Origin of the sequence: Deinococcus aquatilis DSM 23025 (genome assembly GCF_000378445.1) — a bacterium.
Lineage (GTDB): Bacteria > Deinococcota > Deinococci > Deinococcales > Deinococcaceae > Deinococcus > Deinococcus aquatilis.
Window position 1 is genome coordinate 1 of the sequence record NZ_KB899756.1, and the last position, 23,204, is coordinate 23,204.

Below are 23,204 nucleotides of genomic sequence, written 5' to 3' on the forward strand. Positions count from 1 at the left end.
CTGCTCACTCAACGCGGCGACACCGCGTCCGGTGAACTGGGGGCGGCCCGCCGCCCCTTGCTGCTCGTGGTGCTGTTTCCAGCGCACCACCAAATAGGGCGGCACACCAAGGTTGCGAGCAATCTCTGCGCAGCTTTTCTGGCTGCTGATCACCAAGCGCACGGCTTCTTCTTTGAACTCGGCGGTGTAGTGGTTTTTGCTGGCGGTCATATCAGTCTCCATTGTCGGTCAGACTGAACTCCTCCTCCACAGAACCCTAGCAAGATCAAAGACGTTGCCATCGTGAAAGTCATCGTGATGCACCGAGTGGGGCACCGACGAACACGCAAGTTCTGAACACAGGTGCTTCAAATCAGGCAACCGGCGCCGCGCGTCCTGGAGATCTTCCTCTTTGAGTCCGTCTGCCTCACCCAACAGCAATGCGCCACGGTCGTTGAGGAGCCGTTCAAACAGGGCAGGCAGCACGCTGGGTCGCCGGTCTGGCACACCGATGGACAGCAGTGTTCCGCTTTGATCCGCCGCACGCTGCTGAAGGTCTGCAAACTGCGGTAAGACGGTCTCCCACAGGTCAAGCAGGTCGTCGCCAGTGGCCTGAGCCCTCAGCGCGGCGCCAGCGTCGCGCATCAAAAGCCATCCCTTTTCGACATCGGTTCCCAACACTTCAGGCGTTCGCTCTGGCATGAGCGCTGCGAGCGCAGAGGTCAAGGCAGGTTCGTGGGCGAAGGTTGGAGAGGTGGCCTTGAAGTACACCGTTCCAGCGCTGGTCGGAGCACGGAGCACCGCCGACCAGGATTTGTGGTGCACCGTTTCAATTTGATCTGTCACCTGGATGCCGGAGGCACCAAGTGTATCTGTGATCCACGAATGCACTGATCCTGTCCAGGTTGGTTCTGTCCAAGGGATGAATGAGGTCAGGCGAGCATCGACTTTCTCCATTGATGAAGCATAAGAGCGGTCTCTGTTTATGAAATAGCGCAAATGGCTTACTGCTGTCTCATGGCACAGATATCAGCCTGCTGTGCTTAAAAACTATGCTCTGAATCAATCAATACACCTGCCCTAGGCGCGCACGGCACACTTGACTGGTTGCCATTTGTTTGAGGCAGCCTCAATTTCTGTCTTTTACACCACTGGTTCTTCGGAATGTTCCCGATAGCCCTTCTTAACGACGTCTGGATTCATGGCACCGGATTATTAGACCTCCTGCGAAAGTCACGCCACGCCGGCAACCGTGCGGTTGCACACCGCCGCAATGAGATTGACGCGTAAAGAGAAGCGCCGCCTCCGGTGACGGTAAATGTCCTTCAGCACGCGGAAAATTTTCAGACACCGAATGACATGCTCGACCCGCAGGCGGGTCGAGGCCAGTTCCCGGTTCTGCTGACGCTGTTCAGGGGTCAGCGGCGCTTTCTTCGTCGCTTTGTGCGGTGTCACCGAATGACCGTGATGCTGCCGAATGCCCTGGTCGCCGGCGTTGCCGATCAGCGCCGTCTCTGGGTGGATTTGGACGCCCGACTGCCGGAACAGGGTGAGGTCATGCATGGACCCGAAGGCGGTGGCGACGCACAGGATCATGCGGGTGGACACGTCGATCACGACCTGCATTTTCAGGGTGTGTCGTTTCTTCTTGCCGCTGTACCAGCGGCGTTGTTTGCTGGTCGGCCGCTCACAGGGGGTTTCAGCAGCATCTACGGCGATGATCTGGAAGACGTTCTCTTCCTGTTTGAGGCTCTTGCGGCCAGGAAGTCGGAACTCTCCGCTCTGGATCAGGGCGGTTTCGACGCGCTCCACCGTGCGCTGCACGGTGGTTTCGTGAATGTTCCAGTCGTGACCGACGTGAGCGAGGGTGCGGTATTCCCGCCAGAATTCGAGGGTGAGGAGGAGTTGCTGCGCAGTGTTGAGGGCGGGGGGGCGACCGGACTTTTTCTTGGAGCGTTCTCGCTGGTCTAGGACGATTTCCATCTCGGCGAAGGTTTCGGGGGAGATCCCGGTGTGCCGTTTGAACCGCTTGCGATTCAGTTTTCGGAGGCGTTCCAGACGGTCGTGGCTCACTCACGCAGGGGAGCGGGGGACTTTCGCAGGAGGTCTATTGACCACACAAGGGCGCCTTTGGATCGAACCCAGAGAAGCAAAGCGGGCGCTCACGCTGAGGCGGTCGTCTGGCCCCTCCTGCCATCCCATCCTTGCCGCAAGCCTGCTGGTGAGTGAGTCAGGCGAGCCGGACTTTGAGAGAGGATCGCACGTTCACAGACCGCTCCAGTGGCCCTCTGGCAACGTGTACCGCTCACGCAGCGTCCGTGCAGCTTCCTGATGGGCTCGGCTTGCGTCTGCACTGAGGCGCACCGCCAGCAGGTCGTGGAGCCGAGCTTGCCACGCGACGTTGGGCGCTCCCTGGAGTTGACGTTCGGCCTCGGCGAGGTGGTGATCCGCCTCAGACGCCCGTCCCAGGGCCAGCAGGATGGTCGCCTCCTCCAGATTCCGCGCCGCGTTCAGGTGGCCCGGGAAGGGCCGACCATCCCGCGAGCGCGCGATCTCGCTGCGGGCCTCTTCCAGATGTCCAGCAAGGCGCAGCGTCTTGGCATGAAGCACCGGGAAATAGCCCAACAGCGCACTATGTTCCGGACGGTGATCCCGTTGCGCCTTGCCGTACAACACGCGGGCGAGGTCAAGATCCCCGGACACCTGCGCGACCATGATCTGCGCGTTCAGGAGCGCAATGCGCTCGCCGTGGTTGGCATCCAGGCGGCCCAGGTGCGCGGCCCCCCGCGCCACCACCTTGCGTGCCGCCGCCACCTCACCGAGTTCGCACAGCACGCGGGCGAGCTTGGCGAGACTCGACCCCGCCCGCAGAAAGTCCTGTCTGCGGAGGTGGAGCGCCTCCGCCCGCTCCAGGTGAAGGCTCGCCTCGCGCGGCGAGGTGGCGCTCAGGGCCAGCCCTAATCCCTCCTGTGCCTTGGCCTGCCACTCCAGCGACCCTGTGCGATCGCCGAGCTCCGCCAGCCGCTCGAGATAAGCGAGCGTCTCCTCGTACTGCCCCCGCACGAAGGCCACAAGCGCCAATCCTTCGGTGAGTTGTGCCTCCACGAGCCACATTTCCAGACCTGGCTCGGCGGAGCGTAGGGCGGCGAGGCCCGCCTGAACGACCGGCTCGATGCGGCCCACGTCGAACGTCCGTTCGATCAGACGGTATTCCTGCATGGAGGCGGTGGCGCGCTCCAGGGGCGTAACAGCCTGCGTGTGCAGCGCCCGCACGGCGTCCACGTGCCGGGGATCGTCCATGTTGGCCAGAACCTCGGCCCGCATCGCGAGGGCAGCGAAGGCAGCGGCAGGATCGTGCGCCGCGAGCAGGTCGGCGGCCTCGGCGAAAAACCGCTGCGCCTCCTCCAGTCGAGCCGCCCGCCAGGCCGCGTGCCCGGCCTGAACGAGCCAGGGGGCGGCCTCGGCCGGGTGGCCCCCTGCGAGCCAGTGTCCGGCCACCCGGGCTGGAGAGACCCCGACTGACGTGCCCAGTGTGCGGGCCGCCGCGCGGTGAAGCAGACGGCGTACGCCCTCGGGCGTCTCCCCGCGCAGGGTCTCGGCGATCAGGTCGTGGCTGAAGCGCTCGCCGACCACAATCTGAGCCTTCTCCAGCTCCTCCCAGGCGGCGGCGACCTCCAGCAAGGGCGCGCGCAGCACCTCGGCCACGCGGTCGAGGTCGAAATCGCTCTGCAAGACGGCGGCAGCCCGTGCGGCGTGCAGGGCGGAGGTCGAGAGTCCAGCCAAGCGACGCGTGATGATGCCCGACACTTTCTCAGCCACGGGGAGGGGGCCCACCGCGCCCTGCGGCCCCTGTTCGAGCATGTGCTTGATGGTCTCCAGCACGAACAGCGGGTTGCCCCCGGTGAAGCGGGCGAGTTCCTCACCGCGCCCCTCCAGGCCAGGCAGGTCGAGGCTTCCCACCAGTTCCTGCACGTCCGCGTCCAGCAGCGGCGCGAGGTCAATCCAGACCGACTGTCCGGCCGCCACGAACCGCTCGAACACCGCGCGCGTGCCCGGATCCAGTTCCTCGGCCCGGAAGGTGCCGACAAAGTGCGGCAGTCCGCCCGCCTGCCCCAGCGGGAAGTGGCTCGCCAGCATCGCCATACCCATGTCGGTGGTCGCCAGGTCGACCTCGTGCAGATCCTCGAAGACGCTCACCACTGCGCCCAGAACCTGGATGGCCACGCCCGACATGACATGAATCGCCTCGATCATGCGCGGATCGGGAGGGTCGCCGCGCAGATCCGCCCGCGTCTCAGGCAACAGAGGCCCCAGGGCAGGCATGACCCACCCCGGCAGCTCGAACCCCGGCGGCAGGAGATCCAGCACCCGGCGCAACATGCGTGCGGTCGTCGAAAAGGGCGCGGCACGGTCGCCCGGCCGTCCCTCCAGACGAAAGGCTGCTCCCTTGCTCGCCACGAAGTCGTGCATCAGCCGCGATTTGCCCGCGCCTGCAGGGCCGACGAGCAGGATGGACTGCCCGTTCGCCCACGCCTCTTCCATCCTCCCCCACGCCGCCGCCCGTCCCACCAAGACAGGCGGTCTCAGAACCGAGAGCGGGATACGAGGCACCCAGGGTACTGGGGGCACCTCAACCGCGCCCCGGTCGATCAGGCGGGCAAGATCCTGGGTCTCAGGCATCGGCTCCACTCCCAGATCGCGTTCCAGGACGCCCCGGCAACGGTGGTAGGCCTTCAATGCCGCTGGGCGGTCGCCAGTCAGGTACAGCAGCCGCATTAGGCGGCGGTGGGCGTCCTCCGACAGTGGATCAAGGTCAATCAGGTCGCGGGTCAGGCGGATGGCCCCAGGAAGGTCGCCCTCGGCCTCTGCCCTGCTCGCGGCCCCCGTCAGCCGCTCGGCCCGCGCGAGATCCAGCCGCTCCCGCCATGCCAGCAGCCACTCCGCGAGGTCGGGGTGATCGTCGAGGGCCACGCCATCAAGCAGCACGCCGGGCGGCACGGTGCCGGACTCGGGCAGAGGCGAACCCGTGACACCCCAGGCCGTCACGTCCGAGCTCAGGGCGGTGCCGAGTCCGACCGCCTCCCCCGCATGGAGAAGGTTGGGGTGATGGCTTTTCGCCACGCGGCGCAGCAGATGCACGAGGTTGTTGCGCGCTCCCCCCTCGGGCGTGTCCGGCCACAGGAGTCCCGCCAGCCGCGAGCGTGAGGTGGGCCCCTCCAGGGCGAGGTAGGTCAGGAGGGCGAGCGTCCGCTGCTCACAGCGCACCGCCCTCCCAGACGGATCGAGAAGGCGCGGTTTGCCGAAGGCCGCTAGGTGCCAGGGCTCGCTGCTCATGATTCCTTCATCATATCAGAGCGGCGCCGTTCACCCATCACCTTGCGCGGCACGGTGCCCATGCAGGCCGTCAGCGCAGGGTTCAGGAGCAGGGAGGCGAGGTCTTTCCGGCGGCCTGGCGGAGGCGGACGAGGAGGCTCAGGTCGCCACGTGGCGGGTCAGGGTTCGCAGGGGTTATTCTCCTCGGGGACGTCTCTCTGAGGCCGTTCGTCGTGAGGGGCAGAACCGGGGCTTTTCAACTGAACCCTATGCTCCTCCCTGTCCGTCTCTCGCGTCCGTCGGCCGTTCAGGGGTTGCTGAGAAAGAGTTCGAGGGTTTCGCCGTAGTGGCTGTCGTGGGTGAAGGCAGCCAGCACGTCGGTCGAGGCCTCTTTTTGGAGGCGCGAACTCAGCAGAAGCTGCTGCTTGACGCCGTTCAGGACCTGGGTGGCACTGACCTTGTAGCGGCCCAGAGGAACGTTCGGAACGCCGGAGCCAAAAACGAACTTCCGGGTAAGCGGCGCCGTGCTGCCCGCGGCGTTCGGCCCGTCGGGAGTAAAGGTGAACTCCAAGGTGTCGTAATCGAGTTCGACGTTGCTGTGCGCGATGGAGGTGTATACCTTGCCGACCGGGGCGTCGCTGGCCTTGTAGGTGAAGTTCCGCACTGCTCCCTTGGAACCATCGAAAGGCGTGTCGTCGTCGGGCGACAGGCGCACCTCGACAGGTTCTCCCCCGAATTGTTGCCGCAGGTACGCGCCCGCATTCCAGGTGCCGGGCTGGTGGGCTAGGGCGATACGGTAGCGGCCCTGGGCGTCGGTCTTGCCGAGCGCATTCATGTTGTAGAAGGCGGTGTGGTCGGCGAAGACCTCGACATCGGCGATAGACTTGCCCTTCTCGTCACGTACGGTGCCGGTCATGATGTAAGGCTCGGCTTTGCCAGTGGTGCTCATTCCCGTGGCCGTCGTAGAGGAAACGCGTGTCATGGTCATCGTGTCCCCCTTTACGTTGGTCTTGTTCTTCGACGTTCCACTCAGGGTGTTGCCCTTCAGGGAGAGGTTAACCGTGGAGGTCTTGTTGGCGAATACGAAGGTGTACGTGACGAGGTTTTTCTGGGCGTTAAAGGTCCCTGTGACCGGGAAGTCGATCTTGGCGAAGCGGGTGACGCCCGTGACCTTGTTGCCCTTGAGGGTGAGAATCGCTTCGAGCGGGTAAAAGCCGTTCAACAATCCTTTCCAGGAGCCGCTGATGGGGTCGGTGGGTGCGGCGGAAGCGGCAGGCAGGGCGAGGAAGGCGAGGGTGAGCAGTTGGGCGTGAATCATAGTCAGGTTCCTTTCGCACCAGATCAGGTGCTTTGAATACTCAGATGATGCAGGGGGCAGGATGATGGGCCGATGGTGCCCCCAGGTCCAAAACGACCAGCAGTGCAAGCTGCACCCGTGCCGCCCGAGTTGCGCCCAGCTGCTCGTGCTCCAGAGGCGCTCCCACCAGGTACGGCGGCTCGCTGCACCGCCCGAGACTCGCCCTCCGTGGTGATGGACGTTCAGCAGGCCATCCCCGAACTTCAGGAGTGAGCCTTCGACCTCGAGCCGCATCAGCAGACGCAAGTTATGGTCAACAGCCGCGAGAAGTTCAGGTCGGGAGTGGACGCGACTCAGCGGGTGTGAATGGGCGTCAAGTGCATTCACCTCTGTCTGGGCCGTAAAGAGGTCAATTTGGCATGGACTCGCTGAACTGCCCTGCCGTCGGGAAGTTATGGCCGAGCCCGCCGTCTCTCGGGCCCCAAGTTCCAGGGACACCATCCCGCCATCATCCGTGGCCTTTTACGCTCCCCTCACTCAACCCTCCCCGAGGTCGAAAGGAGCCCCATGAACCCTTCCCGTTTGCTCTTCCCCCTGGCCCTCGTCTCTACCCTCTCAGCCACAGCCTCCGCCACCCCTTATTTGGTGACGGGCACAGTCAAGGACGCGGCCGGACGCCCCGTGCCCGGCGCACAGATTGCCGTAGACAACACCTACTTCGACGGCGCGGAACTTCATACGGTCACCAATAGCAAGGGACAGTACCGGATCGATCTGAAACAGACGCTCGGCGCCTGGCAGGTAGTGGGCTGGGTTCAGCGCACCTACCACGGTGAAACGTATCGGTTGCCCCTCCAGCCTGACAAGGCGGCTGCCTTCGGCGGGGCTTCTGGCGCAGCGCGCAACTTCACCTGGCGCATCTCAGGCAAGACACCGAACGGTGGGGTTTATGGAGCGCGCTTTTATGCCCTAGACGGGTTCTCCTCCGATGGCGAGGTGGTGGAGCGCGGCGACCTCGAAGTGACACTCACGCCCGAAGGGCCGCTGCTCGACGGCTCGCCAGGGAAGCCCATCACCGTGCGGTACAACGCTCCACTGAACGATGTGCCGCTGGGCCGATACCGGGTCACCGCCCGTTCTCTCTCGGGCAAGGGGCCCGTGTGGGTACGAACTCGGGGCGGCACGTACGCCGCCAGTGCCGTCGTGAACTTGACCTACGTGGCTGGAGATGGCCAGACCCTCAGCGTGGACGTGATCCGTCCGAAGGGGCAGGCCGCACCCCGCGCCGCTGCTCCGGTCAGCAGCACGCCCACCACGTTCCAAGGCAAGGTGGTAGCGGACATCGACCTCAAGGGCACGCTGGTATGGGCCTGCCTGTCACTGGGCGAGGGCAAGGGGTGTGACAAAGAGCTCTCGCAGGAGGTGCGGATCACCTCCTCGGGCAAGAACGTGGCCTACGTCATCACGGACGTCAGCAGCAAGCTCTCCTACTACCTGATCGCCTGGAAAGACCTGAACGGCGACGGCGAACTGAACGCTGGGGATTACCTGGGGCATTTCGTGAACACCTCGAACAACACCGAACTGGTTCAGCCCGCCCGCGGCAGCTTTGATTTCCGGCTCAGCCAGGTGGAGTAGGTTCCGCCCGTCCAGAGTTCCCACCATTCTCCCATGATCCACAGCCACTTAATACCTGAGCAGCGCGCCCGAGGCCGCCAAGGAGACACATCATGAACTACCCCGGAATCCTCGCCCTGACCGTCCTGACCTTGCTGCTGAGCGCCTGTGGTGGCGCTTCAGACCCTCCTGCCCCGACGCCCCCATCGCCGACGCAGCCCACGCCGACTCCTCCCTCCGGTCAGCCCGGAACGTTGCGTCCATACCACATGGTCGGCGTGGTCAAAAACTCGCTAGGCAAGCCGCTGGCTGGGGTACGCGTCGGGGCCGATAACACCTATTTCGACGGCACTGAGGTCTGGACCGTGACGGACGCCCAAGGCCGCTACGACCTCAACCTGGAAGGCACCATGGGGGCGTGGACGGCGGTGGCGCATCTGAACGTGAACTATCATGGTCAGGCCATCACCTTGACCCCTGAGGTTGACAACGCTGCCGCGTTCGGTGGAGTGGACGGCGCTGTACGCAACTTCACCCTCAAAATCACAGGCAAGTCGCCGGGCGGGGGCTACTACGGAGCGCTCGTGTACGGCTTGTTGGGCCTTTCAGTGGATGGTGACATGCCGGAATTTGGAGATGTGGAATATACGTTGACACCGGACGGCCCGCTCATCGACGGCACAGCGGGCGATCCCTTCGTTCTCAAGTGGTCGCAACTGCCGTTCGAGGTACCCCAGGGCCGCTATACCGTGACTGCCCGCTCCATTTCAGACAAAGGGCCCATCTGGGTACGGCCGCGCGGCGGCACCTACGGCTCAAGTGCCAGTCTGGACGTGGAGTACACCCCCGGCTCTGGTATGACCATCAGCTTCGAGGTGGTTCAGCCGCGCCTCTGAACCTGCCCCTGTGGTGCGCGGGGTTCAGCCTCACTTCTACAGTGCCGCCTCTCTTGGGGCGGCACTATGTGCGGTGTCCTCTGACTGTATCCAGCCACTTCCACGGACTGCGGACACTCCCGGCGAGACTTCCACCCAGTCCTCAAGGGGTAATGCTCCAGGAAAGCCTTAAAGAAGCACCCGCCCGCTTGCGAAGGTGAGACATTCTGGAGGGAAAGTATGGGGAAAAATTGGCCGACGTACACCAAGGAGCAGATCGTCCTGGCGGTACTGGGCGGTCAGATCAGCGTGGCGGAAACTGCCCGGCAGCACCGTGTCAACGAGAGCCTGATTCACACCTGGAAAGCTCAGTTCTTGGAGGCGGGCACGGCCCACCTCGCAGGTGATCGCCAGGGCGACCGACATACAGAGCTGGAATACGAGAACGAACGGCTCAAGGTTCTGGTGGGCGAGAAGGAATTGGCCCTTCAGATCGCAAAAAAAGTTCGGGGTCTCTGAGTCTGGCTCAGCTCCTCAAACTGCACGAGGAGTTTCGCAGAAACCATCCGCATCTGAGTCTGGCCTGCTTCGCGGGCGAAGCAGGTGTCCCTACCTGGAAGCTGCGCGATGCCCGCCAGCAAGCAGGGGGGGAAGAGCGGCAACAGGCCCGGGCCGCCCTCTGCTTCTGGAGGTTCATCGGCGCCACCATCGGCCCATCATCCGCGTGCTCCTACGCTCCAGTCACTGAAGGCGGCGCGTCCACAGCTGCCCAGGAGGAACGACATGAAGAATGCGAAACTGCTGCTGCTCGCCCTGGCCGTCACCACCCTCTCCGCTTGCGGAGGCGGCGTCACTCCCTCCCAGCCCGGCCCCACCCCGCCCAGTACAGGGCAGCCCGCTCCGATCCCGCCCTCCCCTCAACCCCCTGTGCCCGGCACATTCACCCCATACGTCATGAACGGTACGGTTCGCACCGAGGCTGGTGAGCCTCTCGCCGGTGTGGAGGTCTTCGCCGACCACACCGCCTTCTACAACATGAACGCGCTTGGCAAGACTGACACCCAGGGCCGCTACCGTATCGCCCTGGCCCACCAGCCCGGCACCTGGGCGGCGGGCGGGTATCTGCGTCTGAGCTTCGGTGGACAGACGTACGAGGTGCGCCTGAGTCCGGACAACGACACGCCCTTCGACGGCGCGCAGGGCGCAGTGCGAGACTTCACGCTCAGTGCCGATGACCTGCCCTCGGGCAAGGTGAACCCCTATGTCGCGCATTCCGCCGTGGAGCTCGACTACGACTCTCTCGAGTTCACCTTCACGCCTGACGGACCCAATATCATGGGCAGCACCACCCCCTTTACCCGCCCCTTCACCGACGGCTCCGGCGTCCTGGACGTGCCCATTGGGCGTTACTTCGTGAGCGCCACTCACCTCCTGAACGGCGTCAAGGAACAGTTTCTCCTGAGTTCTGCGGATCAGAAGACCTTCGCGCCCAGGGTACTCGCCATGTTCCACAACGAGGGCGACCGTTACGGCAACACGATGGAGCTCTACCTCAAGAACCCCTGAACGCCTCCTCCCCCTCAGGCCGCCTTCGCCAGGCGGCCCTTTCTGTTGTCTGCCGTCCCGGCCATGCCCCCACCATCCGGCCATCATTCTCCCTGCGTCACCCTGAAGCCATGAAGACCACTTGGACGTTACCCCTGGCCCTCCTCGGAACTGCCCTGCTCGCCTCCCCCGCCCTAGCTGCCGGGCCGTGGGTGTCGCTGAGCGACCAGACTGTCCTGCACCCCTTGGACAAGATGCGCGCGGAAGTTGCTGAACAGCGCACTGGGGCCTGTAAGCCCGCAGTGCGCGATTACAAGACGCCCGGCCTCGCGCCCGCCGCTGGCCTGGACATCGACGAGGCGATCGCGTCGCTGGAGAAGATGCTCGCCGCCCTCAAGCCCGGCGATCCCTCCCGCCCGGCCGTGGAACAGTCGCTGAAACAGCTGCGCGAACTCAAGGAGAAGGGCACCAAGGTCTTGGCCCTGCCCGTCCGCCACGAGAAGGGGGCAATGACCTTCGAGGCCGCTCTCAAGACGGCGGAGACACTGGTCGGTACAGCGGGCCGGAAAGCCACCGAGGGCACGTCCTCGGATGTGGCGGCGGCGCTCTCCGTGAAGAGCCCACGCGCGGCCCTGGCCCTGCTTCTTGCCAGGCACCGTGCCAAGCTCAAAGACGCCATGACACTGGTCAATCTCGCGGGCGTGCTCACGCTCGCGGGCCTGCCCCGTGAGGCCATTGCGGTGCTGGACCGAGCAGCGGAACTGGGCGGCACACTGCCCGCACCCGGCGGCGTGCCCGGCCAGGCCATCGCGTTGACCAACCGGGGCCACGCCTTCTTGGGGCTGGGCCGCTGGAGCGAGGCGCAGGCTCCTCTCAAACAGGCGCTGGCGCTTGCCCCTGACCTCTCTGAAGCCCGCATGAACCTCTCCAAGGCCCTGCTGTGCAGCGGCGATGTCGCTGGCGCAACCAAAGAACTGCGTGCCGCCCTGCGGCGCACGCCCGCACCCGAGTCGCAGGACATCATCCTCAAGGAAAAGACGCCGGGACGTCACGGCGACGGCGTGGGGCCACGCGAGCAGTCCCCGACCCGCCGTCCATCGGCGGCGCTCTTCGACCTGTCGCGCGGCGCGGCGTTCGAGCTGCCGCAGCTCAAGCTGCCCAGGAACCGCCGTGAAGCCATTGTCCTGCACCCGCAATATGAGGCACTGGAACGGCAGGGGCGCGCCATTCTGCGCGACCTAGGGGAGCGGGCCACTGCGGTCAACCTCTCGCAGGTGCTTGATCCCGGCGAGCTCCGCTGGTTCAAACTGGTGAACGGGGCCATCAGCACCTCCATCTTCGATCCAGAAGTCTGGCCCGCGCACAAAGCCGCATACGACGCCCACTACGTGCTCGACAAGGCGTGGCGTCCGCTGGCCGATCAGCGCAACAAGACGCTGGAAACGCGGCTGCATGCCCTGCCGCTTGGACACACCTGCGCAGACGTAGACGCCGTGTACGACGACGTGTATCAGACCTATATGGACGCCCTGCGGCCCTACCTGAAGGGGCAAGAGCAGGCGATGGCGCGGTACGTCTCGGCGCGCGTCAAGTTTGAAACCGCGCTCGCGGCCAATCTTCCCGATCCAGCGGTGCGCGCCGCCAAGCGGGCGCAAATTGAGGCGTCGGCCAAGGCTATGTTTTACGGTCCGGTCGTGTACGGAGGGGTCTTTTTCAGCGAGGTGCCGAAGCTGTTCTGCACCGGACAGACCCTGCCGGGCGTCCCCCTCGACCTCGCCGAACTGCCCACCCTCGACGCCGATCCCTGCGGCGGGGTGTTCTCGGGGGCCAAGGTGAAGTCCAAGGTGCCTTCCGCTGGCCTCAAAGCGCAGGGGCTGGGCCTGAGCTTTTCGCTGAGCTGCAAGAAGATCGACATCGAACTCTCCACGTCCTCACTGTTAGGTACCGACTGGCTGGGTGGCTTCGCCTCGGCAAGTCTCGACTGGAACGGCAACGCCACCCTCTTCACGGGCGTCAAAGCCGAACTCAAGCTGCCCAAGGGCGTGCCCGTCACGGGCGGAGTTGGGGCCAAGGAGGGCATCTACATCAAATTCGGCAAGGACGGCATTCAGGACGCCGGAATGCGCGTCGAACTCAAGGGTTCACTGGGAGCAGGACCCGACGCCAGCACTGGCCTGTGGGAGGGCAAGATCGAGCAGGAATTCGGCATCGCGGCCGCCGCCTCTTACTGGACCGGCAACTGAGACTAGGCCATGTGAAGTGGGGAGGTGCCGACGCGCTCGGGCCTCCCCTTTCTCTGTCAGCCCACCATGCCCCCATCATCCACACCTTCCTAAGGTAGGCGCAGCTCACAGGCCTCAGCGGCCACCCAGGAGATCCCATGAAGAAGACCGTTCGTATCATCTTGCCCGTGTTGGCCGCCCTCACCCTCGCCCAGGCCGCACAGGCCACCACCCCCACCCGCGTGGTTCAGGGCACCACCCAGTTGGAGGGTGAGGTCGCCAAGCTCGGCGAGACCTTCACTCTGGGCAAGCAGAGCCCGCTGAACTTCACGCTACTGAAGGCCGAGTACAGCGTGGCCCGCGTGGTGATCGGCAACACGGTGTATTCCCCCAAGGCCGCCGAGAAGCTGCTGCTCCTGCACTTCGCGGTTCACAACCCGCAGAGGCGCGACGTGCGCTACTACTGGCCCGACCTGAAGTTCACGGCGGTAGATGCCCAGGATCGCAACCACCCCTATGCCCAGGCGGTGGCCCGTGACGGCACCACCGAGCGCCTGGAGATCAACCTCAAGCCAGCCCAGAAAGTCAACGTCCTGGCCGTCATCCGCGTGCCTGCCGGGGGAGGCGTGCCCAAGCTGCTGGTGCAGCGCGAGGCGGCCCTGCTGCGCTACGACCTGCGCGGCCAGGTGCAGCCCCTCCCCAAGGCGGTGGCCGACCCTGCCGACACCAGCGGCGCGACTCCGCTGATGCAGGTGCCCGCCGCCCTGAAGAACTTCAATCCACTCGAGCGCTTCGACGTGCGGCTTGACGACGTAAAGTTCACGGGGGAAGCCCTGAACGGGAAGGCTCCCGCTGCCGGGCAGCGCTACCTGAGCGCCGTTTTCACGCTCCGCAACATGGAGCCGGGCGGCGGGCGCTACGCCTGGTCGGACTTCAAGCTCGTGTTGAGAGACGCGGACGGCGAGCGCGTGGAGTACAACGGCCTGCTGCTCAAGGCCAGCCGGGATGAGACGGCGGGCGGGACGCTGGGGGCAGGCGAGGAGGTTCGGGTGCGCTTCTTCTTCGCCCTTCCCGCGAATGTGAACGGTCAGGCCCTGACGCTGGCCGACGGGACAGGCCGCGCCTACGTGTACGACGTGAGCGGTGTGCGCTGAGTCAGGGGACGCGGTATTCACAGAAAGGAGACGGGAGCTGCGGCCCCCGTCTCTTTCATTTGGCGCTTCCCGGAAAACCAGAAGGACGCTGGCTGTCCCGCCAGAAGCACCAGAGAGACACCACCCAGACGCCCAGGCCCAGCGCCCCACACAGCCCCGTGCCCCAGCCGGGCCAATCGATCCCCACACCGTACAGCGCCAGCAGCACGAGCAGGAAGCCCAGGCCGAAGCGGTTGAGAAAGACAGCGCCCAGGGCGCGGAGGGTCAGGTCGATCAGGGCGTCCATGGGGGCACGCTAGCAGCGGCTGGATGATTGCAGCGTGATGCTCGGGGGCAGGCAAAAAGCCCAGATTTGCAAATCTGGGCTTGCGCCAAGCGGTAGAGATGGCCGGTTCAGGGCAACCTGGTATTGAACGAGAGCCGAACCCCGTACAGGCCGTCTTTGAACGTGTTCACGGCCGAGGTCGCCCACGCCTCGCTGCCCTGGGCCTGAACCAGCACGGACTGGCCGCCTTTCAACTTCGCGGTCATGCGGTAGCGGCCCAGCGGGACGTCCTTCACCACCGACGTCTCAGGACGGATGATCAGAACCTTCCCTTGGCTGCCGTCGATCAGTGGGCCCTCGGGGGTCAGGGTGACGATCAGGTCCCCGTAGGCGATGCCGTCGCCGTGGAAGACGTTCATTTGCTCTCCCAGCACGCCGCCCTCATGCGGGCCGCTGAGCTTCCAGATGAAATCGCGCACCGCGCCCACCGAGCCCTGAAAGGCGGCCTTGTCGTTCGGGTAGAGGGTCATGCGGAAACGCTCGCCGTGATAGTCGCGTTCTAACGTTGCACCGGGCCGCCAGGTGCCGACGTCATGGGGTAGTTCGATGCGGTAGCGACCCCTGGCATCGGTTTTGGTCACCACATTCATGTCGTAGTACACCGTGTTGTCGGCGAAGACCTCCACGCCTGGTACGGGCTGGCCCTGAGCGTTCTTCACCACACCCGTCATGACGTAGGGCGTGGGTTTGCTTGTAGCCCCGAAGGCAAGGCTTCCGGTGGTGCCAGCGATAAGTAGGGCCAAAATCGTTGCGTTTTTCATTGCTTCCTCCTCAAGAACGCCCGCTGCCGGGTCGTCTGTTGATGGGGAGAGCGTAGAAGGAAGGTGATGATGGGCGGATGGTGGGTCACTCCTTCGGTCCGGTCTCCTCGACGCGGCGCATTGGTCTGTCAAGAAGAGTGGCCGGGAAGGGTGATGCCTGTCCCAGCCACGCTCCCGACCTGATGCTCAGTACAACTTGTCTCCAAATTCGCTGAGTTCGTCAAGATAGGCGTCAAACCACGCCTTGAAGTTGGCTTTCGTGTACCCGCCCGTGAGCGTGTAAGAGGCGTCCAGGTACACCCCGTCCTTGTCCTCGTAGGCCTGGCTGTACCACTCGGCATTCCAGCCCGCCAGAACCTTGGCAAGCCCATTCCTATCCTTGGGGAACTCGAAGCCGTTGCTGGCAGTCGCGCGGGTGCACAGGCCGTCCTTGCACCCGCTGAAATAGAGATACACGGGGTCGCCATTTACCTTGAGGGCGATGGACGGCGGGGTCTTAGTGTCACCGGGCCTGAGTTCCGGCTTATAGCCCGCGTCGCTGAGTGCCTTGACCATGGACGCGGGCTTGGCGTCGAGAATCTCCGCCATAGCGGCGTGGGCCGAGGGCAGAGCACTGAGGACGAGGGCGGTGAGGGACAGGGCCACAGGGTTTCGTTTCATGCCCGGAGTGTGCCAGGGGGGAGATGATTGGCGGATGATGTGCCCGGCGAGTGGAACGCTGCTCTACTGCCCGAACAACGCTGCGACACACCGAGGAGAGAGGCGCAGGTTCAACCTCCTGCGTGGAGCAGAAGCTGCTGGCGTTCCACGTCCCCAAAGCCGACGGACGCGTAGACGCGCTTGGCAACGTCGTGGTCATCGGCCACGATCACCAACTGCTCAGCACCAAAGTGCGCGCGGGCGTGTTCTCCGGCGAAGAACGTCAGGGATCCGCACAGTCCCTGCCTGCGGTACCCCGGGTCTGTGCCGACACTCTGGTAACGCAGCAGCCCCTCACCGTCCGAGAACACCCCCAGGTCCGCCACCAGCCGTCCGTCCAGAAAAGCTCCGTACCAGAACCCCAGCCCAGCCCGGCACATCTCCCGCAGGCCACGCAACTGCGTCTCCTTGAAGCGGCGGTAGCGTTGCTCGTCGTGCCCATCCTCTCGACTGGCGACCTGATTCTCCAGCGCCTGCGCCCATTCCTCGTCGGTATCTGTGAGGGAACGGTACTCGGCATGCGTGTTGAGGTGCGGCGGAGCATGCAGGCTGGGGGCGGCCATGACGACGTTCTCTTCCAGGTGGTAGCCCGCCTTCAGGAATTCCTCCAGGTCGGCATTCCCCCTGGCCGGAACGTCCCAGCCGAACAGGCGGTGCGGCGTGATGGGCGGCTGGCCGATATGCCGGGCGAACAGCTCCTCCCAGTGCGGCAGGTCTCCGGGCTGCGGCGGACCGCGGAAGATCAGCAGGTTGCCGAAGTAATGGGCTGGACTGTGGGGGTTGGTGACCACGACAGCTTCACCGAGGTCCGTCACCCGGCCCCGAAAGCGGGCGAAGATCAGGTCGGTGCGGTAACCGAGAGATGCCAGGTGCATGAGGGTTTTCCTTTGCAGACGGGAAAACGGCGCGCCTGCCCGCTCATTTGAGAACATCGGGGTCCATCAGGATGAAGAACTACGTCGCACTGCTGGACTGGGACGGGAGAATTCTTGCCGCTCTGGTGCAATATGGGCGGTCAACCTTTCATCCGTCAGCCCAGGGGCGAACCGTGGAGATGGAGCCCATCCGGCTGTCACAGGCGATCACGGCGGGTAAATTCGCCGTACAGATGGTCAATGCAGTCGTCAATGCTGGCAAAGTACTGCCGCTCGCCCAGCGTTCCCTCACGCAGGGACGCTCGCCAGGCCGAGCCGCCTGGCGGGACGCCGGGCTCATTCCACACGCGCAGGACATACACCCGCCCTGAAGACGGTGGATGGGGAATGGGGGGCAATTCGAGTTCTTGAGACATGATGGCTCCTTGTCAGGGCAGCCTATGCGGCCCGGGATGATGAGCCGATGATGCCTTCCCGTGCTGCTGCGGTTCTTGTGGGACAGCGACGTCAGCATCGCGGCGGCCTCGAAGAAGACTTCCCCTCCACCCAGGAACAGGGTGACCACCACGGAGAACAACCAGGACACCAGGATGCCGGTGGCGATCAAGGTCATCATGTTGGCTTCAGCGCGTTTCAGGGCGCGCCAGGCCGCAGAAATAAACGGCCAGCCGCCCCACCACACGACGGGTGTGGCCAGGATCAGCCCGAACCAGGCCATCGACAGGCCGAAGGGCGGCATGGCGGTGAACCCGAAAATCTCTCCAATAGGGGAGAACAGAACCACCGGAATGGTCAGCACCAGGCTGAGAACGAAGCGGCGCAGCAGATCAGTGGCCATTTCAGCGCCGTGGCCGCCGTGTTCGTCATGATTCATGGGTGTGGCCGCGTGTCCACCGTGATCCATAGCGCCGTGATCGGCCCCCGGCTGCTTTGCTCCTGAATGGTGATGGACATGGGTGGGCGCTGCAGCGCTGGGCATGGAGTGTTCCGCTGCATGGGGGGCATGGCCCAGATGCGGATGCCCAGGCTGGGCGGCAGAGGGAGCACAATCGGTGCAGGCGCAGGCATAGCCGGCCGCATGGAGCTGCTCACGTAAGGCGCTTTCCGTGACCGAGCCGGGCAGGTAGCTGAGGTGCGCGACGCCGCGGGTGCGGTCGACATGCACGCTCTGAACGCCCTCAAACTGAGCCAAGTGGCGTTCCAGATCCGCAAATACAGCGCGCTTGACTGGAAGGGCCGCACATAAAGCCCGTTCACCAGAGAGCAGATGCGCCTGAGGAGTGGTGGAAGTGGGCGCTGCCGTTGCTCCAGCAACGGAGCACTCAAGCCAGCCCGGGTTGACGTCTGTCGTGGTCAACCCCTGGACGACGTAGGGCGTAAGTTTGGGTTGAATTCGTGCAGTACCTATAACTCAAGTTTTCCGTTGACAAAGCTCGTCTGGACCCACTTGCAAATCATTTGGTTGGTAGCATTGTGCCTGGAAATCAGAGAGAACGCTTCTGCAACGCACAACAATCCTGATGATCGTCGAAATTGTTGATCCACCTCCCGAAATCAGTGCAAGAATCCACTCTGAAGCCTGATGCGAAGGGACGCCCCGACATGACACCCACTGACCCTATCTCTCCCGCCCCAACGTTGCCCCGAGTCAACCGGAACGGGCCTCCTGTGCAGCTGCGCAGCTGTTTGGAAAGTAATCCCGCCGTCACGCTGTCCCACTCCAAAAGCACCCGTGAAGACTTTTATAAGGATGTCCGTTTCAGTGCCGTCTTGGTCTTCGTCGGCTACGGCTTCCTTGGGTTGATGGGCATTGCTGCCATGGTGTCGTTCCTCAACCTGGATCTGAACCGCCCCGGAGGACTGCTGTTCCTGGTGGTGCTCTCCCTGATCGGCACTGGACATTACGTGTACCGCAAGATCTTCGAGACGCCCTACAACGCTGAGGAACGCTGGGTCTGGCTTGATTTCGAGACCCGGGAACTGCGGCAATCCATTGACCAATCTGGCCGGATCCCCAGGGCCTGGACTGAACGCAGACACTTTGATGGGCTGAGCCTGGCGCTGGAATCACCCGTTCGGGAGAACAGCAGCGATCCCCGCGATTATGAGGTCTACCTGACGCGCCACAACACGGCGGAAGAGGCGCTGCGTCCCGAATGGCAGCGCCCGATATTGGAACACCAGCAGAAGTTGTACTTCACTTCTTCTCGGGAAGATGCGCTGGAAGTGATCCTGCTCTACGGGCGGCTGACCGGCTGTCCGGCGTGGGACATCACGCAGTCCCCCGGCGTCCGCATCAGGGCACCACAGAGAACGCCCCTTCCCACTGGCGGCGTCCAGAAGCGCACCCGAAAGGCAAAGGCAGCGCAGCAGACACCGGAGTAAGAGCGAACCCACGCGGCTCCATCTGACGGAAGACCGTCGATGGGTATCTCTGCTAAAAATGTCCCCGCTATTGAAAGCAGGGCACGACCCATCTCCTACCAGTCTGCGAGTGCCTCATCCAGGGCTTGGTCGCTCCATTTGGCGTAGACGCGGGTGGTTTCAATGCTGCTGTGGCCGAGGTGGCGGGCGGCGTACTCGAGGCTACCGGTTTGCCGAACGAGTCGGGTGCCCGCGTAGTGGCGGAAGGCGTGCCAGCCGCGGTAGCGCGTCTCAGCCCGTTGAGTAATGACTTGCAAGCGTTGGCGAGCAGCGGTCTGGGTCCCACCAATAACTGCGCCCTCATGGGGCAAAACTTGTAGGGCTGTGATCAGGGGGTTGTGTTGCCTTAATCGGTCTGGGGTAGGCTGACCTGCCGTGACCGAGCCGAAACCTGATCGCCACCGATTCTAAGGTGGCCATCATCCAGCACGCCCAGACAGCTGTACCACCGCTTTCCGCTCAGCGATCGAGATGTTCAAGAGTTGCTCGACCAGCGCGGCATCGGGGTCAGCCACGAGACACGCCGTGAGTGGTGCATCCCATTCGGTTCCCTGTTCGCCAACGAACTCCGTTACCGGGAACCCCGCCGGGGTTCCCAGTGGTACTTGGATGAAGTCTGTACGACGGGAGATGGTGTCCGGTATTGGTTGTGGCGCGCGGTAGACGAGCACGGTTTCGTGCAAGGTGGTCTTCTTCAACGGCATCGGAACACCGAAGCTGCGAAAACCTTTTTAGCCAGACTGCTGGGTGAATCTAACGTCCCAGAGGTGATTCACACCGATCAGCTCTGGAGTTATGGAGCCGCGATCCGAGAGATCCCGAGCCTCATTGACGTCAACCACCAAGAGGTGATCTCCACGGCCCATTGCAACAACGTTACCTTGCAGGAACATCGCTCCACACGACGACAGGAGCGAAGTCAGCAGGGATTCAAGCGGCGCAAACGCGCTCAAGAATTTCTGGGGTTGCCTGCCCGCATCACGAATCTTCATCATCATTCCCGAACAAGCGTTTCAGCCGCCACCCGAAGAAAAAATCAGCAGCAAGCATTCCAGACGTGGTCAGCCGTCGCGGCAGGGGGAGCCTGAACTTCAGGCTCCCCCTGCCCTCCCTCTGCCATGGGCCAAGTTAAGGCAACACAACCGTATCACCTTGCCTGCTGATGTGATGAATCGGCTGGACTGGCAAGAAGGCGATACGCTGGTCTGGATCCTGCAGGGACACGGGGTGGTGACCCTCCACAAAGCCGAGAAACCGGAAGAGGAAGGGCCCGCAGAGCCCCCGGCCCCTCCTGACGCTGCGCCGTGAGGGTTCGGCTGTCATCTGGAAAAGCCGCGCAGGGGTGAGCGGCAGAAGGTTCACGTTCGTTGCTGCAGCCGCCATCAGACCAGGCAACACTCCAGCGCGGCCCTGAAGGCGGGGACGGTGTGGCCGTGCCTGGGAAACTGTGGTCGACTGCGTCGAGGGCGGTGCGTTGTGGATGCCTGTGTGGTGTGTCAGGCCGCCGCGTTAAGGCAGGTCAGCTGTCCAGCGCGGTCTTTTGCCGGTGCAGCCGTACGGTTCATTGTCGACCTGAAAGCAGACTCGGCAGGACTCGTGCGGCCTGATCCGGATGTGGCGTCCGGCGAAGTCGCTCCGGGTTGGGCCCGCGACCCGTTCGAGGCCGCTGCCGCCACAGGCTCCGCAGCGCGGCGAGCCGTTGTGATCGTAGTGACCAGAGCCGTTGCAGGCCATGCAGTAGCTCAGGCGATAGCCGATACGCTCTGGGTACAGCGCGGTGCGTTCGGCTTTGCGGTCGTGGAAGGTGCGGCTGCCGGACTGACGTTTCATCGGGGTTCCTCTCAAGTTGTGCTGGGGGTCGTCACGGTTTTGAGGCAGCGGCGCAATCAGGGATACAGGGGGGCGGCAGACCATCGAAGGCATCCAGCCGGAAGCCCAGTTCGGCTGCGGCGGCATCACACAGCGCGCTGGCTGCGGCCCCCGATCCCCAGAATTCCAACATCAGGTACTCGGCGCTGTCACATTGCAAAAAGGCGCTGGCCGGACGGTGCGCCGGATATTCCAGCAGGCGCATCAGCACCGCCCGTGCGTGGGCGGTCTGAGCCGGGTCGGCGCAGCGGAACTGCAGGGCGCGGCCCTTAAAGGGAGGGCGACCGACCCACAGCAGGGGTTCAGTGCTCGGGGCAGACGGGTCATGAAACTCCTTGGTGGGCCGGTGATGCAGGGCGGTTGAGGCACGGACAACTGGTCATCCCCGCACCCCGGTTCAAGTGGGCTGACGGAAGCGCCGCTGCTGCAGGAGTTGAGGCGAGGCCTGCTGCGCTTTCTTGGCCCGGTACATCCGTTCATCGGCCAAGCTCAGCACGTCCCGGACGTCCTGGCCTTCATGCCGCCAGGCGATCCCAATGGAGGCGCTGACCTCATCGATAAACGGCACCTGCAGGCGGTCGGTCGCCCAGACGGAAAACGCTTCCGGCGAGAGGAGGGGGTGACGCACCAGGACGACAAACTCGTCGCCTCCTAGGCGGTAGACGTGCGCCCGTGCAGGAATTGCTGCACCAGCGCGGCATTGAGGTCAGTCACGAGACCCTTCGCGAGTGGTGTATCAAGTTCGCACCCCTCTTCGCTGAAGACCTGCGTCACCGGGAACCCCGACGGGGTTCCCGGTGGCATCTCGACGAGGTGTGTACGAGCGTGGACGGCGTCCGACACTGGCTTTGGAGGGCCGTGGACGAGTACGGTTTTGTGCAGGGCATTCTCCTCCACCGGCATCGCGATACTGAAGCGGCGAAGACGTTCCTGACCCGGCTGCTGGGAGAATACGATGTCCCAGAGGTCATTCATACCGGGTCAGCTCAGGAGTTATAGAGCCGCGATCCGAGAGATCCCGAGTCTGAAGGGCGTCGATCACCAACAGGTGGTCTCAGCGGCACGCTGCAATAACCTCACCTTGCAAGAACACCGATCCACACGACGACAAGAGCGATCTCAGCAAGGATTTAGACGGCGGAAACGCGCTCAAGAATTCCTGAGTTTGCATGCCCGGATCACCAATCTTCACCATCATTCCCGCACCAGCGTCACCGCCGCCACCCGAAGAAACAACCAGAGCACAGCGTTCCAGACGTGGTCAGCCGTCGCAGCAGGGGTAGTCTGAACTTCAAACCACCTCTACCCTCAGCCTGCCGTGACGCTAGTTAAGGCAACACAACCCTAACGACAGGTGCTGGTAGATTTCTAAACTCTTCTTGCTCGCATGGCCGTTGAGCAGTTGGATCTGGGCATCTGATAACTTCTGGCCTGTCAGAAAGGTCAGCATCTGGTGGCGGAACAGATGGGGATGCACGCCAACGGAACAGGAAGATCATTCTTTGCCAGCGTCAGTGACACCAGCACTTGGCAGTTGGCGACCTTTCCCAGCACGCCGCAAGACTGTCTGGCGACCCCCACACTGCAGTCGCCTTGCTTCGGGAATGCTGTGTTGTCGACGATCGGTACCGCCTCTTGTCCTCCGACCAATTTCTGAGCTTGGCGAGCCAGAACAGCTTTCAGCCCGTCATCCTTCTAGGGACTGACGGTCACGAAGTGGTGGAGCTGTGCGTACTGACTGGGAGCGATGTATTCGGCCAACGGTTGCAGACTCTTACGCTTGAGCGGGGACATCAAGCCGCGTAGATACAGTGGGCACCATGTGCGGCGCCGAGCGTGTCTCAGGACGCGTTGGAAGGGACGCAGGAAATGACGAAGGAGAAGAGCATGTTCCTAAGGAGCCGTCATGCATCAGTCTGCCAGACACGCATGATTGCCGTGTGCACGGCAAAAATCCGTGTTTAAGCAGTGCTAGTGGGTCACTTGCCATAGGTGTAGGGTATGAGGATGGCTCGTGTCCAGAAGAACCCGCTGCGTCCCCTGACCGAAGAAGAACGCACCATGTTGGAGCGATTGAGCCGGTCGCATCACACGGCCGCGATCATCGTGGGTCGGGCGAAGACGATTCTCGCCGTTTCGACGGGTGTGCCGTATACCGAAGCGGCTCGGCTGTGCGGGCGTCGATCCGGTGAAGGGGTCGCGCGTCTGGTCTCCCGCTTCAATCAACATGGGTTAACCGCACTCCAAAC

The 23,204-nt window shown here is 63.6% G+C and carries 24 protein-coding genes and 3 pseudogenes; 11 read left to right on the forward strand and 16 right to left on the reverse strand.

All coding sequences use genetic code 11. From position 1 onward, the window contains the following. The 5 genes from F561_RS0121835 to F561_RS0121855 form a co-directional block, all read right to left on the reverse strand. On the reverse strand, nt 1–210 hold a 210-nt coding region (locus F561_RS0121835), incomplete at its 3' end, for a transposase (protein WP_026299137.1). Nucleotides 211–228: 18 nt separating this feature from the next. Then, nucleotides 229–936: a hypothetical protein gene (locus tag F561_RS26395; protein ID WP_157452093.1), complete on the reverse strand. Its 708-nt coding sequence runs from the start codon at nt 934–936 to the stop codon at nt 229–231. A gap of 276 nt (nt 937–1,212) precedes the next feature. Then, nucleotides 1,213–2,052 (reverse strand): IS5 family transposase, encoded by an 840-nt coding sequence (locus F561_RS0121845; RefSeq protein ID WP_019012101.1) that lies wholly within the window; start codon nt 2,050–2,052, stop codon nt 1,213–1,215. Nucleotides 2,053–2,244: 192 nt separating this feature from the next. Then, a complete protein-coding gene (locus F561_RS0121850; RefSeq protein WP_019012102.1) occupies nt 2,245–5,313 on the reverse strand; it encodes a BTAD domain-containing putative transcriptional regulator in 3,069 nt (1,022 codons plus the stop codon). A 286-nt stretch (nt 5,314–5,599) separates the two neighbouring features. Then, the gene (locus F561_RS0121855; RefSeq protein WP_019012103.1) at nt 5,600–6,610 is read right to left on the reverse strand and encodes a peptidase associated/transthyretin-like domain-containing protein; all 1,011 of its coding nucleotides are present in this window, start codon (nt 6,608–6,610) and stop codon (nt 5,600–5,602) included. 546 nt (nt 6,611–7,156) lie between these two features. Between F561_RS0121855 and F561_RS27490 the strand changes: the two genes are divergently transcribed. The 6 genes from F561_RS27490 to F561_RS0121885 all read left to right on the forward strand — a co-directional run bounded on the left by F561_RS27490 (nt 7,157) and on the right by F561_RS0121885 (nt 14,002). Next, the gene (locus tag F561_RS27490; RefSeq protein WP_019012104.1) at nt 7,157–8,227 is read left to right on the forward strand and encodes a carboxypeptidase-like regulatory domain-containing protein; all 1,071 of its coding nucleotides are present in this window, start codon (nt 7,157–7,159) and stop codon (nt 8,225–8,227) included. A 92-nt stretch (nt 8,228–8,319) separates the two neighbouring features. Continuing rightward, nucleotides 8,320–9,102 (forward strand): carboxypeptidase-like regulatory domain-containing protein, encoded by a 783-nt coding sequence (locus F561_RS0121865; RefSeq protein ID WP_157452094.1) that lies wholly within the window; start codon nt 8,320–8,322, stop codon nt 9,100–9,102. 219 nt (nt 9,103–9,321) lie between these two features. Beyond that, nucleotides 9,322–9,600, forward strand: coding sequence for a transposase (locus F561_RS0121870; protein ID WP_019012106.1), 279 nt, complete (start codon nt 9,322–9,324; stop codon nt 9,598–9,600). Nucleotides 9,601–9,864: 264 nt separating this feature from the next. Further along, nucleotides 9,865–10,647: a hypothetical protein gene (locus F561_RS0121875; RefSeq protein ID WP_019012107.1), complete on the forward strand. Its 783-nt coding sequence runs from the start codon at nt 9,865–9,867 to the stop codon at nt 10,645–10,647. 110 nt (nt 10,648–10,757) lie between these two features. Further along, nucleotides 10,758–12,869 carry a tetratricopeptide repeat protein gene (locus F561_RS0121880; RefSeq protein WP_026299138.1) on the forward strand — a complete coding sequence of 704 codons (2,112 nt, stop codon included), beginning with the start codon at nt 10,758–10,760 and terminating at the stop codon, nt 12,867–12,869. A 137-nt stretch (nt 12,870–13,006) separates the two neighbouring features. Beyond that, entirely contained in the window at nt 13,007–14,002 is a 996-nt protein-coding gene (locus F561_RS0121885) for a hypothetical protein (protein WP_019012108.1), read from the forward strand. A 55-nt stretch (nt 14,003–14,057) separates the two neighbouring features. On the opposite strand, the gene F561_RS0121890 is transcribed toward F561_RS0121885, so the two are convergent. From F561_RS0121890 to F561_RS30180, 6 genes are all read right to left on the reverse strand, one after another. Continuing rightward, nucleotides 14,058–14,288 (reverse strand): hypothetical protein, encoded by a 231-nt coding sequence (locus tag F561_RS0121890; RefSeq protein WP_019012109.1) that lies wholly within the window; start codon nt 14,286–14,288, stop codon nt 14,058–14,060. A gap of 107 nt (nt 14,289–14,395) precedes the next feature. Beyond that, nucleotides 14,396–15,088: a carboxypeptidase-like regulatory domain-containing protein gene (locus F561_RS26405; RefSeq protein WP_019012110.1), complete on the reverse strand. Its 693-nt coding sequence runs from the start codon at nt 15,086–15,088 to the stop codon at nt 14,396–14,398. 186 nt (nt 15,089–15,274) lie between these two features. Continuing rightward, nucleotides 15,275–15,748, reverse strand: coding sequence for a YbjN domain-containing protein (locus F561_RS26410; protein ID WP_083922596.1), 474 nt, complete (start codon nt 15,746–15,748; stop codon nt 15,275–15,277). Nucleotides 15,749–15,858: 110 nt separating this feature from the next. After that, complete coding sequence (locus tag F561_RS0121905) at nt 15,859–16,662, reverse strand: GNAT family N-acetyltransferase (RefSeq protein WP_019012112.1); 804 nt, start codon at nt 16,660–16,662, stop codon at nt 15,859–15,861. 148 nt (nt 16,663–16,810) lie between these two features. After that, the gene (locus F561_RS30175) at nt 16,811–17,536 is read right to left on the reverse strand and encodes a hypothetical protein (protein WP_245556610.1); all 726 of its coding nucleotides are present in this window, start codon (nt 17,534–17,536) and stop codon (nt 16,811–16,813) included. Beyond that, a complete protein-coding gene (locus F561_RS30180; protein ID WP_157452095.1) occupies nt 17,533–17,730 on the reverse strand; it encodes a hypothetical protein in 198 nt (65 codons plus the stop codon). Before F561_RS30180 ends, F561_RS30175 begins: the two co-directional genes overlap by 4 nt. A 618-nt stretch (nt 17,731–18,348) precedes the next feature. On the opposite strand from F561_RS30180, the gene F561_RS0121925 reads away from it, so the two are divergent. After that, a complete protein-coding gene (locus tag F561_RS0121925; RefSeq protein WP_245556611.1) occupies nt 18,349–19,047 on the forward strand; it encodes a hypothetical protein in 699 nt (232 codons plus the stop codon). A 95-nt stretch (nt 19,048–19,142) separates the two neighbouring features. Here the strand turns inward: F561_RS0121925 and F561_RS0121930 are convergent, their stop codons facing one another. Next, a complete protein-coding gene (locus F561_RS0121930; RefSeq protein ID WP_169389562.1) occupies nt 19,143–19,343 on the reverse strand; it encodes a tyrosine-type recombinase/integrase in 201 nt (66 codons plus the stop codon). A 118-nt stretch (nt 19,344–19,461) separates the two neighbouring features. Between F561_RS0121930 and F561_RS28245 the strand changes: the two are divergent. Continuing rightward, nucleotides 19,462–20,174, forward strand: a pseudogene (locus tag F561_RS28245) (IS6 family transposase). A 64-nt stretch (nt 20,175–20,238) separates the two neighbouring features. After that, nucleotides 20,239–20,394: an AbrB/MazE/SpoVT family DNA-binding domain-containing protein gene (locus tag F561_RS30625; protein WP_425386976.1), complete on the forward strand. Its 156-nt coding sequence runs from the start codon at nt 20,239–20,241 to the stop codon at nt 20,392–20,394. A 201-nt stretch (nt 20,395–20,595) separates the two neighbouring features. Here the strand turns inward: F561_RS30625 and F561_RS26415 are convergent, their stop codons facing one another. From F561_RS26415 to F561_RS0121960, 3 genes are all read right to left on the reverse strand, one after another. Further along, the gene (locus tag F561_RS26415) at nt 20,596–20,916 is read right to left on the reverse strand and encodes a hypothetical protein (RefSeq protein WP_019012121.1); all 321 of its coding nucleotides are present in this window, start codon (nt 20,914–20,916) and stop codon (nt 20,596–20,598) included. A gap of 31 nt (nt 20,917–20,947) precedes the next feature. Then, entirely contained in the window at nt 20,948–21,160 is a 213-nt protein-coding gene (locus F561_RS0121955; protein ID WP_157452097.1) for a hypothetical protein, read from the reverse strand. Between the two features lie 192 nt (nt 21,161–21,352). Further along, on the reverse strand, nt 21,353–21,583 hold the full coding sequence (locus F561_RS0121960; RefSeq protein WP_019012123.1) for a diguanylate cyclase domain-containing protein: 231 nt from the start codon (nt 21,581–21,583) through the stop codon (nt 21,353–21,355). 44 nt (nt 21,584–21,627) lie between these two features. Between F561_RS0121960 and F561_RS30185 the strand changes: the two are divergent. Next, nucleotides 21,628–22,243, forward strand: a pseudogene (locus tag F561_RS30185) (IS6 family transposase); the annotation flags it as partial. 155 nt (nt 22,244–22,398) lie between these two features. Here the strand turns inward: F561_RS30185 and F561_RS30630 are convergent. Continuing rightward, a pseudogene (locus F561_RS30630) lies at nt 22,399–22,821 on the reverse strand (transposase). Nucleotides 22,822–22,962: 141 nt separating this feature from the next. Between F561_RS30630 and F561_RS29760 the strand changes: the two are divergent. Then, the coding region (locus F561_RS29760; RefSeq protein ID WP_211214849.1) for a COG3415 family protein at nt 22,963–23,204 on the forward strand (242 nt) is incomplete at its 3' end.